General features: G+C 24.7%; 17 protein-coding genes. 16 read left to right on the top strand and 1 reads right to left on the bottom strand.

The window, feature by feature from the left end; genetic code table 4:
- Positions 1 to 26: 26 nt before the first annotated feature.
- The 8 genes from AACL03_RS07480 to AACL03_RS07515 all read left to right on the top strand — a co-directional run bounded on the left by AACL03_RS07480 (position 27) and on the right by AACL03_RS07515 (position 5,964).
- A complete protein-coding gene (locus AACL03_RS07480; protein WP_338957374.1) occupies positions 27 to 1,379 on the top strand; it encodes a sigma-70 family RNA polymerase sigma factor in 1,353 nt (450 codons plus the stop codon).
- Positions 1,380 to 1,387: 8 nt separating this feature from the next.
- A complete protein-coding gene (locus tag AACL03_RS07485; protein WP_339039963.1) occupies positions 1,388 to 2,164 on the top strand; it encodes a Nif3-like dinuclear metal center hexameric protein in 777 nt (258 codons plus the stop codon).
- 67 nt (positions 2,165 to 2,231) lie between these two features.
- Complete coding sequence (locus AACL03_RS07490) at positions 2,232 to 2,438, top strand: hypothetical protein (RefSeq protein ID WP_339039964.1); 207 nt, start codon at positions 2,232 to 2,234, stop codon at positions 2,436 to 2,438.
- Positions 2,439 to 2,501: 63 nt separating this feature from the next.
- Positions 2,502 to 2,918 carry a UPF0758 domain-containing protein gene (locus AACL03_RS07495; protein ID WP_339039965.1) on the top strand — a complete coding sequence of 139 codons (417 nt, stop codon included), beginning with the start codon at positions 2,502 to 2,504 and terminating at the stop codon, positions 2,916 to 2,918.
- 72 nt (positions 2,919 to 2,990) lie between these two features.
- Positions 2,991 to 3,941, top strand: coding sequence for an IS30 family transposase (locus tag AACL03_RS07500; RefSeq protein ID WP_339038665.1), 951 nt, complete (start codon positions 2,991 to 2,993; stop codon positions 3,939 to 3,941).
- Positions 3,942 to 4,274 (top strand): JAB domain-containing protein, encoded by a 333-nt coding sequence (locus AACL03_RS07505; RefSeq protein ID WP_339039966.1) that lies wholly within the window; start codon positions 3,942 to 3,944, stop codon positions 4,272 to 4,274. It begins immediately after the preceding gene.
- Between the two features lie 143 nt (positions 4,275 to 4,417).
- On the top strand, positions 4,418 to 5,017 hold the full coding sequence (locus AACL03_RS07510; protein WP_252319773.1) for a LemA family protein: 600 nt from the start codon (positions 4,418 to 4,420) through the stop codon (positions 5,015 to 5,017).
- Between the two features lie 260 nt (positions 5,018 to 5,277).
- Positions 5,278 to 5,964: a hypothetical protein gene (locus AACL03_RS07515; protein WP_339039967.1), complete on the top strand. Its 687-nt coding sequence runs from the start codon at positions 5,278 to 5,280 to the stop codon at positions 5,962 to 5,964.
- Positions 5,965 to 6,035: 71 nt separating this feature from the next.
- Here the strand turns inward: AACL03_RS07515 and AACL03_RS07520 are convergent, their stop codons facing one another.
- The gene (locus AACL03_RS07520) at positions 6,036 to 6,524 is read right to left on the bottom strand and encodes a hypothetical protein (RefSeq protein WP_339039968.1); all 489 of its coding nucleotides are present in this window, start codon (positions 6,522 to 6,524) and stop codon (positions 6,036 to 6,038) included.
- Positions 6,525 to 6,928: 404 nt separating this feature from the next.
- Between AACL03_RS07520 and rpsB the strand changes: the two genes are divergently transcribed.
- The 8 genes from rpsB (at position 6,929) to AACL03_RS07560 (ending at position 13,789) form a co-directional block, all read left to right on the top strand.
- Positions 6,929 to 7,705: a 30S ribosomal protein S2 gene (gene rpsB, locus AACL03_RS07525; protein ID WP_339039969.1), complete on the top strand. Its 777-nt coding sequence runs from the start codon at positions 6,929 to 6,931 to the stop codon at positions 7,703 to 7,705.
- Between the two features lie 15 nt (positions 7,706 to 7,720).
- Complete coding sequence (gene tsf / locus AACL03_RS07530; RefSeq protein WP_338957349.1) at positions 7,721 to 8,599, top strand: translation elongation factor Ts; 879 nt, start codon at positions 7,721 to 7,723, stop codon at positions 8,597 to 8,599.
- A gap of 20 nt (positions 8,600 to 8,619) precedes the next feature.
- Positions 8,620 to 9,201, top strand: a complete 582-nt coding sequence (locus AACL03_RS07535; RefSeq protein WP_252319747.1) for a hypothetical protein — start codon at positions 8,620 to 8,622, stop codon at positions 9,199 to 9,201.
- A gap of 63 nt (positions 9,202 to 9,264) precedes the next feature.
- Complete coding sequence (gene pyrH / locus AACL03_RS07540; RefSeq protein WP_338957346.1) at positions 9,265 to 9,993, top strand: UMP kinase; 729 nt, start codon at positions 9,265 to 9,267, stop codon at positions 9,991 to 9,993.
- A gap of 23 nt (positions 9,994 to 10,016) precedes the next feature.
- Positions 10,017 to 11,009, top strand: a complete 993-nt coding sequence (gene pta, locus AACL03_RS07545; protein ID WP_338957344.1) for a phosphate acetyltransferase — start codon at positions 10,017 to 10,019, stop codon at positions 11,007 to 11,009.
- 18 nt (positions 11,010 to 11,027) lie between these two features.
- Positions 11,028 to 12,281, top strand: a complete 1,254-nt coding sequence (locus AACL03_RS07550; protein ID WP_252319743.1) for an acetate kinase — start codon at positions 11,028 to 11,030, stop codon at positions 12,279 to 12,281.
- 109 nt (positions 12,282 to 12,390) lie between these two features.
- Positions 12,391 to 13,341, top strand: coding sequence for an IS30 family transposase (locus AACL03_RS07555; RefSeq protein ID WP_339038665.1), 951 nt, complete (start codon positions 12,391 to 12,393; stop codon positions 13,339 to 13,341).
- 310 nt (positions 13,342 to 13,651) lie between these two features.
- On the top strand, positions 13,652 to 13,789 hold the full coding sequence (locus AACL03_RS07560; RefSeq protein ID WP_252319741.1) for a hypothetical protein: 138 nt from the start codon (positions 13,652 to 13,654) through the stop codon (positions 13,787 to 13,789).
- Positions 13,790 to 13,910: the final 121 nt, after the last annotated feature.

Genomic DNA, 13,910 nt, shown 5'->3' on the forward strand with positions numbered 1-13,910 from the left:
TGATAAATTAAGGATAAGGTGAAAATATGGCTGTTATACAACAAAAAACGAAATTGAAAAAACTTTTAACTTTAGAGGAAGTAGAAAGTAATTTAATTAAAAAATTAGAAAAGAGTCAAACAAAAGAATTAAAACAAGAAGATGTCATTAAAGAGTTTGCACATTTAAAATTAGATGATGATACGATTGAGGAAATTTTTGATCGGTTAGAAAAAGAAGGAGTAGTCTTTACTGATATTTTGATGGATGAAGTTGAAGATGATGCTAATTTTACCGATATTGATGATGAACAATTACCTGATGATTTAGATATTGATATTTTAGTTAGTGATTTGAGTTTTAAAAATACAATGGGGATCTCTAATGATACAAGAAGAAAAGATGGAATTAAGTCTTATTTTAATATTTTGGGAACGAGTCAAATATTGAGTCAAGGTGAGGAAATTAAATATGCTAAAATGTTAGAATCAAAAGATGTTGAGGAAAGAACATATGGTCGTGAGCAATTAATTAAATCAAATTTAAAATTAGTAGTTTCTGTTGCTAGAAAACATTTAAATCGTGGTTTAGATTTTGCTGATTTAATTGAAGAAGGTAATATTGGTCTTATTAAAGCAGTTGATAAATTTGATTATCGCCGTGGTTTTAAATTTTCAACTTATGCTACTTGATGAATTAGACAATCAATTACACGAAGTTTAGCTGATCAAGGTAAAATGGTTCGTGTACCTGTTCATATGGTTGAAAGAATTAATAAGTTAACAAGAATTGAAAGAAACTTAACACAAGAATTAGGTCGTGATCCTACTCATGAGGAAATTGCCAATAAAATGGGACAAAACATGACAGCCGATCGTGTTCGTGAAATTAAAAAACTTGCTATTGAACCAGTATCTTTAGAAAAACCAATTGGTGAAGAAGATGATACACATTTTGGTGATTTTATTAAAGATAAAAATATGCTATCTCCCGATGAATATGCTGAAAGACATTGATTAAGAGAACAATTGGATCGTGTTTTTGCTGAAGTATTAACAAAACGAGAAGAAAAAGTTATTAGAATGCGTTTTGGAATTTTACCAACAAAATTAAGAAGATTATTAGAACTTTGTGAAGATGAAAAAGAAATTACTGAATTAAAAACAGTAGTTAATAATTTACAGTTACACTATGATACTAGTTTAGATAAAACAGAATTGTTAAGTGATAAGGTTGTTCATCGTCATATTACTAAGTACGATTCTCCAAAAACTCTAGAAGAAGTTGGTAAAGAATTTATTGTTACAAGAGAAAGAATTAGACAAATAGAAGCAAAGGCAATTAGAAAATTAAAACATCCGTCTAAATCTAAACATATTAAAGAATTTTATAAAGGATAATAGTTAAAATGTTAACTATCAATAATATAATTAATGTTTTAGAAACATATTTTCCTTTAAAAGATGTTTGTGAATGAGATTTTTCAGGAATACAAATTAAATCAAAAACAAAGACCAATATTAATAAAATTTTAGTTTGTTTGGATGTTACTAATGAAGTTTTAACTGAGGCCATTAATAATAATATTGATTTAATAATTTCTCATCATCCATTAGTTTTTGCCAAAGATATTAATCAATCTAATATTTCAAATTGAAAAAAAGAATTATATAGTAAAATACTAATAGCAGATATTAATGTATATTCATTACATACTAATTTTGATATATCATTAGTAGGTATGAATATGTTGATGGCTAAAAAATTAAAAATTAAAAATATTCATTTTATTAATGAAGAAAAGTTGGCAATAGTTGGTAAATTTGATAGACAAATGCCATTAAAAGAATTGATTAATAACTTAAAAAAATATTTTAATGTTGCAAATATACAATTGGTTAATAATAAATTGAGTGATAACAATATAGTGACTGTTGCTTTATCTGCTGGTGCTGGTGGTGATATTATTAGTAATTTATCTAACAATATTGATTTATTAATTACTGGAGAAATGAAATGAAACTATATTATGGAAGCTAAAGATAGAAAAATTAATGTTATTTTGGTTGGTCATTATATGGAGCAAAAATTTGTTGATTTTCTTTTTCAATTACTTATTGAAAAATTATCAACAAAAGTTAAAGTTTTTAAATATAATCTAGAAAATCCTATTACTTTTTTTTAAACTTATAAAATTTAAAAAGGAAAAAACTATTTTTTAAATAAAAATAAGTTTTAGGGGGTTGATAAATATGATTTTAGAAGATTTAGAACCAATGACTGATCAAGAGTGTCAGGCAGTTAGTGGTGGTTTTGCTCAATTTTTAATGGGTGCCATGTTAGCAGGGATAGCAATTCCTGTTATTAAAAATTTATGAAATAGTGTTTCAGGAAGTATTAAGTTACAGGTGGTATTGAAAGTAAATGAGATAGTTCTAAAGATGAAAGTAAAGATTTAACAAAAATTAAAGATGAATTTAATAAATTTCAAGAAAAATTAACACATTTAATACCGCCTTTTTATGAATTTTAAAGAACTTAATAATACAAAAAAACCAAGAGAAAAAGCCATTAAATATGGCTTTGACGCTCTTAGTGATAATGAATTATTAGCAATTATTTTGCGAACAGGAACTAAAGAAAAAAATGTATTATTTTTAGCGCAAGAAATAATTACTAATTTTAATGGTCTTGAAAATTTAAATAAAGTAACTATTAAATCTTTGATGAGTATTAAAGGTATTGGTGTTAGTAAGGCTTTAGAAATTTTAAGTTGTTTAGAAATAGTAAAAAGAATAAGAACTATTGAAAGTCAAAAAAAATATTTTAAAATTATTATTCCTGAAGATGTTTTTAATTTAGTTAATGCATATTATCAAAATTTAACGCAAGAACATTTTTATTTATGCTGAGTTATACTTGTAAGTGCAAGTAAATAAAATTGCAAAAAATTCTCATATAAAAATTTCATAATGCTAAATTTAGTTTAGAAAAAAGTAAGGAGTTTTTATATGAGTTATAAACATCTTGGCATAGATGAAAGAATTTATATTGAGAATCAATTGAAATTTAAATTTAAAATTAGTGAAATAGCTAAAAATCTTAATCGAAGTATTAGTACTATTATTCGAGAAATTAATAGAAATAAAGATAATAATCATTATTTTTCATTAATTGCACAAAATAAAGCTGAAAATCGAAAACAATCACATATTAGTTTTCATAAGTTTAAAAATAAGAATTTAGTAAAATATGTACAACAAAAATTACTATTAGGTTGATCACCTGAACAAATTTATGGCAGAATTAAAAATTTTCATAAAGAATGAGTTATTAGTTTTAAAACAATTTATACTTGAATTTATTTTGGAATGCTTGATAAAGTTACTAGTAAAAATTTAAGAAGAAAAGGTAAAAAACGAAAATCTAAAGAAAATCGTGGCAAGTTTAATGGTAAATCAATTAAAGAACGAGATATAAATGTTAATGATCGTATAACACTTGGTCATTGAGAAGGAGATACTATAGTATCATCACGAGGTAAAAGCAAATCATGTTTAATAACTTTAGTTGAAAGAGTATCACGATTTACTTTAGCAATATTAGTTAAAAACAGAACTACTAAAGTTATTAATAAAAATGTCAGTTATTATTTATCAATTCTTCCTAAAAACATTGTTAAAACTATTACTTTTGATCGTGGCAAAGAATTTTCAAATTGACAACAACTTGAAAAAAATTTAGATGTAAAAATTTATTTTGCCAATCCATATTCACCTTGACAAAGAGGTACTAATGAAAATACTAATGGTTTAATTAGAGAAAAATTTCCTAAAAAATTTATTTTTTCAAAAACTAATAAAAATGAAGTTCATAAATTTATATTGTCTTTAAATCAAAAACCGAGAAAAATACTAAATTATCTTTCACCAATCGAATATTTGGATAGAAAAATAATTTAGTTGCACTTACCTTTACAATTTAGCTTATTATTATTAAATAATCAAAATAAATTAATTCATCAAAATTTATTATATAAGGGTACTAATGATACTATGAAAATTGATGTTAAAGATATGTTGCATCTGGCACTTATTCATAAATCAAGTAAAGTAATTTGTATTCATAATCATCCTAGTGGTAATAGTGAACCCTCACTATCTGATTTATATATCACCGAAGAAATTAAAAAAAATTTTCAGGTTTTTAATATTACCTTAGTTGATCATATTATTATTGGCAAAGGTAATTATTTTAGTATAAATTTAAATAAAAAATATTATAAGTTTAAATAAAAACTTAAAAAAATACATTACTTAAATTTAAAAATATAGTAAAATTATTATGGTTTAGTGTGTAAATAATATTTAACTTACCAAGAATGGACTAGTTATTAAACATAGTTTGTTATTAGATATTGATAAGAAAGGAGAAAATTATGTCAACAATTAAACCAAGCAATGAATCATTTACTGCCCAACCGTCACTATTTGGAAAAATTATGGTTTATTTATCTTTTGTTTTAATATTTCCAATAATTTTATTTATTGTTTCTCGTAATAATTTTCTAAGATTACAACAATCAATTGAAGAAACTGCTTCTGATATTGATGTGCAATTAAAGCGTCGTTTTGATTTATTAACAAAATTAGTAGATGCTACTAAAGGTTATATGAAATTTGAAAAAAGTACATTAACAGATGTTGTATCTTTACGAAGTGGAAAAATGGAAACAATGAGTGATCTTTCAAAAGCAGATAGTGGACTTAATGCAGCTTTTGGAAAATTTAATGCTTTATTAGAAAATTATCCTGATTTAAAAGCAAATACTACTGTTTTACAATTACAATCAGGTGCCAAAGATTGTGAAGATAATATTGCTGCTGCTAGAAGATTTTATAATGCTAATGTTAAGGTGTTCAATAGTAAAATTAAAACCTTTCCAAGTAATGTTGTAGCATCAACATTAAATTTAGTTTCAAAAGATTACTTTCTTGCATCAGATAGCGATCGTCAAGATATTAAAATTGATTTATAAAATTAAATTTATTTTTGAAAATATATTTAAATTAGTTATTTACCCCTTTCTTTAGACAAATAAATTGTTTTGAATAAACATTTATGATTTGTTTAAAGAAAGGGTATTTTATTTAAAATTAAAATTTATATTAATTAGATTTAATTCTTTTATTCTTTTATTATTTATTTCATTTTTTATTTAAGAAAAATTATATTTTGGTATAATCTAACTCATTAAGTAAGTTCTTAATAAATACAAATGCTAATTCACTAGTTAAATTGAGTATTGATATTAATGCAACTAGTAAATTAGCATCATGAAAATCTGAACAATTAGCAATTACTGCGACAGCTTTATTAAAAGGTAATACTGGTGAGCAAAAAGCTAAGTCAAATGATGCTGCGAATTTTTTAGTTAATGTTTTAAAAATTGAAGCAAAAACCGGTGAAGGTGAAGGTGAAAACAGAATATTTGAGGTTAAAAAAACAAATGAAATTAGTATCAATGTTCAATCATATTCACCTGCAATTTCTAAGAAGGCAGGTAATGCTGATTATGTAGTTACTGGTGGAACACTAATTTTTAATTTTCAAAAAAATGATAAATCATTAGGTGATAATTTCTCATTAGATATTTTGGGTCAATCAGATCAAGGATTAGTTACATCAATTTTACCAACTACAATATCAAATGCTAATTTTGAATCTATTCCTGGATTTGTAGCTGGGGAACCAAAATCAAAATTTCCAGTTGGTACAGATTTAACACAATATTTTAAAACTACTGAACTTGAAGGTAAAACAGTAAAAAGTATTGCTGACCTTATTAAACAAGGTGCTTTAAAAATTAAAGTTAGTGAAGCTGCAGAAGGTACAGGAAATTTTGTTAAAGGAAATACCATAAAAGTAAAAATATCAATTGGTGATATTCAATTTGCTACTGAAGAGACTTTATTTATATCTTAATTATTAAAATTAATAAATATAACAAAGAAGAGTGAAATTTCACTCTTCTTTTTATATAGTTATATTTAATTTTATTTAAATGGAGAACTAAAAGGATTACTATTTTGTTTTCTATCTCAATGAGAACTTCCAGCATCTTGATTACTTTTATTTTTCATTTCTTCATTTCATTGTCTAACTTGTTTTTTAGGGCTTCACATTGAATGTGTAGAAGGTGGAGCATAATAAACAGTTCTTATGTTTTGTGCTATTTTACTTTTACTTGCTTTTATTTCTTTATCATATAAAACATCACTAGAACAAATGCCAGCATTTGTTGTTCCTTTAGTCTTTGTTTCTATGGCAAATCTATTTCTTAATCTTTGATCTATTTCTAAATTAGTTATCTCATTTCTATTAGCATAGTTGTGCTTTTTTAATTGTTGTTCAGTAAGTTTCACAAATGATTCTGTAACTCCACATATTGTTTGTTCTTCTAGTACAGTTTCTTTTAATCTATTTTGTTGATTTTGCAAATGATATTTAAGTTGTTGTCTTTCTTGAGTTTTAGATTTAAACATTTTTCTTTCATCTTCCCTTTTAAATATAAAAAAACTATTTACTTTTAAAATTAAAGTAATTAGTTTAAAAAAACTTAATATTAAGTTTTTAGTATTTTATATCATAAATGAATATTTTATATGTGTAATTTACTTTTTATTTTTATAATATATTGTGTGTTTTTATTGGTATTATTTTTTTAAGAAAACTAAAAAATATTTTTATAATATAGTTTATTAAAATACAATTCTATTTTTATGTTTAAAAATAATTTGTTTAAAATATAAAAAATATGCTACAATATACAGGCTTAATTTAATGAAAATAAGCAACACATTTGTGAATTCATTGCCTAGTGCTTTTTAATTAAAAAGTGGCCAATGTTAGAAATAAATGGAAGAAAAACAAATTAGAAGGAGACAATATGTCAGTTGTAACACGTGAACAACTCCTTGAAGCGGGAGTTCAGTTTGGTCACCAAACTAAAAGATGAGATCCAAAGATGCGTAAATATATTTTTGGTCAAAGAAATGGTATTCATATTATTGATTTACAAAAATCAATGTGTAAATTAGATGAAGCTTGTCACTTTGTTAAAGAAACTAGTGAAAATGGTGGAAAAGTTTTATTTGTAGGTACAAAAAAACAAGCCAAAGAAGCTGTGCAAGAACTTGCAATTAGTTGTAATTCACCTTATGTAACAGAACGTTGATTAGGTGGTAATTTAACTAATTTTAAAACTATTAAATCAAGTATTAAAAAGTTAATTGATATTGAAAATAAAGAAAAAAGTGGAGAAATTAAACTTTTAACAAAAAAAGAGCAAATGCTAGTAATTAAAGAAAAAGCACGTTTAGAACGTAATCTTGGTGGTATTAGAAATATGTATAAATTACCAGAAGCTATTTTTGTTACTGATACTATTACTAATAAAATTGCTGTCGAAGAAGCAGTTAAACTTGGTATCAAAATTATTGCGATTTGTGATAGTAATTCAAATCCAGATAATATTGATTATATTATTCCTGGTAATGATGATGCTACAAAATCAATTACTTTAATTACAAAGAAAATTGCTGAAGCTATTAATGAAGGACAAAGTGTAAAACCAGTTATTGATAAAAAAGAAATAGTAGTAGAAGAAACTATTAGTCTTGATGAAAATAAAACTGAAAATGTAATTGAAAAAAATAAAGAATAAAGGAGAATAGTTTATATGTCAGAAGTTAAAGTAGATGTTAAATTATTGAAAAGATTAAGAGATACAACCGATTTACCAATTACTGATTGTAAAGAAGCTTTGATGGAAAAAAATAATATTTTTGAAGCAGCACTTTCCCTATTAAAAATTAAAGGTTTAGCAAAAGCAGAGAAAAAAAGTATTAATAAAGCTACTGAAGGGGTTACTAAAGTTGTTATTAGTGGTAATAATGCAATTATTGGTGAATTAAATTGTCAAACTGAACAAGTTGCTGATTTAGAAGATTTTAATGATTTATTTACTAAGATTTTAGAAACAATTTTAAAACATCAACCTAAAACTATTGAAGAAGCTTTAATGTTAAAAGCTGATGGAAGTAGTGAAAGTTTAAATGATGAGATAAGATTTGCTATCGCTAAATTAGGTGAAAATATTGTTTTAAATCGTTTTCAATATTTAAGTAAAAATAGTGATGAAGTTTTTGGTTCATATGTCCATGGTGGTGGTAAATATAGTGGTTTAGTTATTATCAAAGGTGTTGATAAGGAAAGTGATATTCCAAATAATGTTGCTATGCAATTAGTATCAGCAGATGCTAAATACATTGATATTGATCACATACCTGCAACAGTTCGTGATAAAGAATTATCAATTATTAGTGAAAAAACAAAAGAAGAAGAAAAATTGAAAGCAAAAAAACGTCGTGATAATATTCTTGAAAATATTATAAGAGGTCGTTTTGAAAAAGTATTATCTGAATTAACTATTGTTGATCAACTTTATATTAAAGATAATACAATTAAGGTTAAAGAGTATTTAACTAAAAATCATGCTACAATTATAGCTATGATACGTTATCAATTAGGTGAAAAAATTGATAGTTCTGCCAAATAAACATTTAGGAGGTAAATAAAGTGAATTTTCAAATTATATATTATATTGCATTAGTAATGTTTATATTATTATTAGTTATTCTTGGTTGAGGATGATATAGTTTTAATAAACCAAAAACAACTATTAAATTTTTGAATTTAAAATTATTAGTAGCAACATTAATAGTTGGTGTAATTGGTTTAGTTATCTCGATTGTTCCAATTGGAATGCAAGTTTGAACATTTGAACCAGAATATATTAAATCTGATCCTGCTTTTTTAACTTTATTAATAGTAGAGTATATATTTTTAGTTATCATGTTAGGATTAGCATATATTTTTAGTTTTGATTTTGGTATCGCAGTTGATGAACATAATATTTATTTCTTTGGACAAAGCGTTAATACTAGTAAAATTGTTGCATTGGAACAAAAGAAAAATGTTTTAAAAATTGTTTATGAACAGGGTATTAAAAAAATTAAAAAACGTTTAACAATTATTACTCCACAAGCACAACTTTTTGTTAAAGATCATTTAGCACAAAAAGTTATTGCTAACGTTGAATTAGAAACTGTCGCTGAAAGCGCAAATAATGATTCATTATCTAGTGATAACAGTAAATAAATAAGAAGCCACAAAGCAATCTGTGGCTTTTTATAATATTAAATTTAAGGAGGATGATCAAAAATGGAACAATTTAAATATAAACGAATATTATTAAAAATTAGTGGTGAAGCTTTAGGTGATGGTAGTAATGAATTATATAATAATGAAAGTATTGATAATGTTTGTCAACAAATTCAAACCCTAGTTAAGGCAAAAGTAGAAGTTGGTTTAGTAGTTGGCGGTGGTAATATTTGACGTGGTGCTAAACAAGGAGAAAAGATTGGTTTAAAAAGAATTAATGCTGATTATATGGGAATGTTAGCGACTATTATGAATGCTTTGGTAATTGAATCAAAGTTAAAAGCGCTTAACGTAAAAGTTATTGTGCAAACATCATTAGAGATTAATCAAGTTGCTGAACCTTTTTATTACAAAAAAGCTATTAGTAGTTTTGAAAAAGGCTATGTTTGTATTTTTGCTGGTGGTACTGGTTCACCATACTTTACAACGGATACTGCAGCAGCACTTCGTGCTACTGAAATTAATGCGGATATATTATTAATGGCAAAAAATGGCGTTGATGGTGTTTATGATAAAGATCCAAACATTAACAAAAATGCTATTCGTTATTCACATTTATCATATCAAGATATTACTAATAAACAATTAAAAGTAATGGATTTAACTGCTTCAACAATGTGCATGGAAGCTAACTTGAAAATTATGGTATTTGATATTAAGGTTGAAAACAATATCATTAAAGCAGTACAAAATAAAGCAATTGCAACTATTATTAGCAATCAAAATTAACAAATTAAAGGAGAGAAGATAATATGAAACTATTAGATTTTATTTTATCTATTTTACAAAAAAGCAAAACACCAATCAGAATTTTATTTCCAGAAGGAGATAATGAAAAAGTACAGGCAGTAGCTTTAAAAATTATTAATGATAATTCACCTGTTAAAAATTTTATTACACCGGTTTTATTATTTAATAATGATAAAGAAATTCCTAGTAATATTAAAAATTCTAATATTAAAACATTATCTATTGAAGAAAATCAAGTAACAAATTTTACTAATCAATTATATGAATTAAGAAAAGCAAAGGGTTTAACTTTAGAAGCAGCTAATAAATTGGTATTAAGTCGTAATTACTATGGAATGATGTTATTAAATAATAAAGAGGTTAATGGTTTTGTTGGTGGTATTACTTTTACTACTGCTGATATTTTACGTCCAGCTTTGCAAATTATTGGACCAAAAGCAGGTACTAAAACTGTTTCAAGTACATTTATTATGAATAAAAATGAAGAAATATTTTTATTTAGTGATGGTTCAATTAATTTAAATCCAACAGCTGAACAATTAGCAGATATTGCAAAATCTACAATTCACTTTGGTGAACTTTTAGAATTTAATCCAATTAAATTAGCAATGTTATCTTATTCTACTAATACTAGTGGTAGTGGTGAAAGTGTTGATAAAGTACGTAATGCTACTAACTTTGTTCAACAATTAAAATTAAAAAACGTGCAAGTAGCAGGACCAATTCAATTTGATGCTGCTTGAGATCAAGAAGTGCGAAATAAAAAATTCCCAGAATTAACAATTAAAAATCATTGTAATGCATTTATTTTCCCAACTTTAGATGCTGCTAATATTGGTTATAAAATTGCCCAAAGATTAGGTGATTATAAAGCTATTGGTCCTATTGTTTTGGGTTTAAATCAGCCAGTTAATGATCTTTCTCGTGGTGCTACTATTGATGACATTTATTACACAGCATTGATCACTGCTATTCAAACATTAATTAAGAATTAATAAGGAGATAAAACAAATATGTCAGAACAAAATAAAATTTTAGTTATTAATGCCGGAAGTAGTTCTATTAAATTTCAACTTTTTAATGCTATTAATAATGATAAACAACCTCATTTTACTATTCTTTGTAAAGGTTTAGTTGAAAGGATAGCTATTAAAAATAGTAATTTTATTATTGAAATTGCTAATGGTGATAACTTTATTAAACATGAAGTAACAAAAGATATTGCTGATCATGTTATAGGAGCGCAAACAGTAATTGATGCATTAATTGAGTATAAGGTCATTAATAATTTTGATGATATTAAACGAATTGGTCATCGTATGGTTCACGGTGGTCAAAAATTTAATAACTCAATTGTTATTGATGAGAAAGTCATTGCTGGTATCAAAGCATGTATTCCTTTAGCACCATTACATAATCCACCAGCTTTAAAAGGATTATCATCTTTCCAAAAATTAGTTCCACATGCTAAACATGTGGCAGTATTTGATACTTCATTTCATAGTACTATTCCTGAAGAAAAATATCTTTACTCAGTTCCATATGATTGATATAAAACATATGAGGTAAGAAGATATGGATTTCATGGTACTAGTTATCGTTATATTTTAGATAAATTAACTAATATTTTAAATAAACCAAAAGATAAGATTAATGCTATTATTTGTCATTTAGGTAATGGTGCTAGTATTTGTGCTATTAAAAATGGTAAAAGTTTTAATACTAGCATGGGATTAACACCGTTAGATGGTTTAATTATGGGTTCTAGAAGTGGTATCATTGACCCTTCTATTCATGGTTATATGTGTAATGTTAAAGCAGAAGCAACTATTGAAACTGTTACTAATGATTTAAATAAAAGTTCGGGTTTATTAGGAATTAGTGGACATTCTTCTGATTTACGTGATGTTCTTGCAAGTAGTAATGATAAAAACCATAAGTATCATTTACAATCACAATTAGCAATAAAAATGTTTGTGCAAAGAATTGCTAATTATATTGTTCAATATGGTAATGATTTAGATAGTAATATTGATGCATTAGTATTTACTGCAGGTATTGGTGAAAATTCTGCAATTATTCGTCAATTAGTTATTGAGGAAATTAAAGTGTTTACTTTAAAATTAGTAACTAATAAAAATAATGATAAGTATAATGATTACTTAGAAATTAGTGATAAACAATCAGAAGTTCCTATTTTTAAAATTAGAACAAATGAAGAATTAATGATTTGTCAAGATACATATAATTTATTAAAAAATATTTAAAAAATGCTGAGTTATACTTGTAAGTGCAAGTAAATAAAATTGCAAAAAATTCTCATATAAAAATTTCATAATGCTAAATTTAGTTTAGAAAAAAGTAAGGAGTTTTTATATGAGTTATAAACATCTTGGCATAGATGAAAGAATTTATATTGAGAATCAATTGAAATTTAAATTTAAAATTAGTGAAATAGCTAAAAATCTTAATCGAAGTATTAGTACTATTATTCGAGAAATTAATAGAAATAAAGATAATAATCATTATTTTTCATTAATTGCACAAAATAAAGCTGAAAATCGAAAACAATCACATATTAGTTTTCATAAGTTTAAAAATAAGAATTTAGTAAAATATGTACAACAAAAATTACTATTAGGTTGATCACCTGAACAAATTTATGGCAGAATTAAAAATTTTCATAAAGAATGAGTTATTAGTTTTAAAACAATTTATACTTGAATTTATTTTGGAATGCTTGATAAAGTTACTAGTAAAAATTTAAGAAGAAAAGGTAAAAAACGAAAATCTAAAGAAAATCGTGGCAAGTTTAATGGTAAATCAATTAAAGAACGAGATATAAATGTTAATGATCGTATAACACTTGGTCATTGAGAAGGAGATACTATAGTATCATCACGAGGTAAAAGCAAATCATGTTTAATAACTTTAGTTGAAAGAGTATCACGATTTACTTTAGCAATATTAGTTAAAAACAGAACTACTAAAGTTATTAATAAAAATGTCAGTTATTATTTATCAATTCTTCCTAAAAACATTGTTAAAACTATTACTTTTGATCGTGGCAAAGAATTTTCAAATTGACAACAACTTGAAAAAAATTTAGATGTAAAAATTTATTTTGCCAATCCATATTCACCTTGACAAAGAGGTACTAATGAAAATACTAATGGTTTAATTAGAGAAAAATTTCCTAAAAAATTTATTTTTTCAAAAACTAATAAAAATGAAGTTCATAAATTTATATTGTCTTTAAATCAAAAACCGAGAAAAATACTAAATTATCTTTCACCAATCGAATATTTGGATAGAAAAATAATTTAGTTGCACTTACCTTTACAATTTAGCAGTATTAAAGAAAATTATTAAAAATTTTAAAATTTTACAATTACAAAAAAAGACAAGATTATTTCTTGTCTTTTTCCTTAATAACTTTGATAATAATTTTTATTTTTTTTAAATGTATATTTTTTAAAATACGTCGAATATAAATTTAAAAATTTAAGGGTTAAAGAGAGTAATTTTGTCTAATTTTCATTATTTTTCAAATAATTCATTTTTGGAAATAAGTTACTAATGTAATAATTAATTATTTCGTAAATTTGACAACCGTCCTAAAAATTTTGATAAAAATATGATAAATGAAATTAATAAATTAACTAAGAAGTCATCATCAAGTCGTAGTAGGGTTACTTGTCGTGATTGAAAAGAAGAAAGTAATAAAGATAATTATCATGATGGAAATTGACCAATTGCAATTTTAGGTTTTTAAAATGAATGGTATATTGTCTACCGAAAGAAAGAGTTGTAACTATTAAATAAAAAGTGATAAAATAATATATATTTGTATTTGTGATTACACAATAAAAGAAATTGAAAAAAAGTAATAAGTA

Source organism: Spiroplasma endosymbiont of Andrena trimmerana (assembly GCF_964019575.1).
GTDB lineage: Bacteria > Bacillota_I > Bacilli_A > Mycoplasmatales > VBWQ01 > Spiroplasma_E.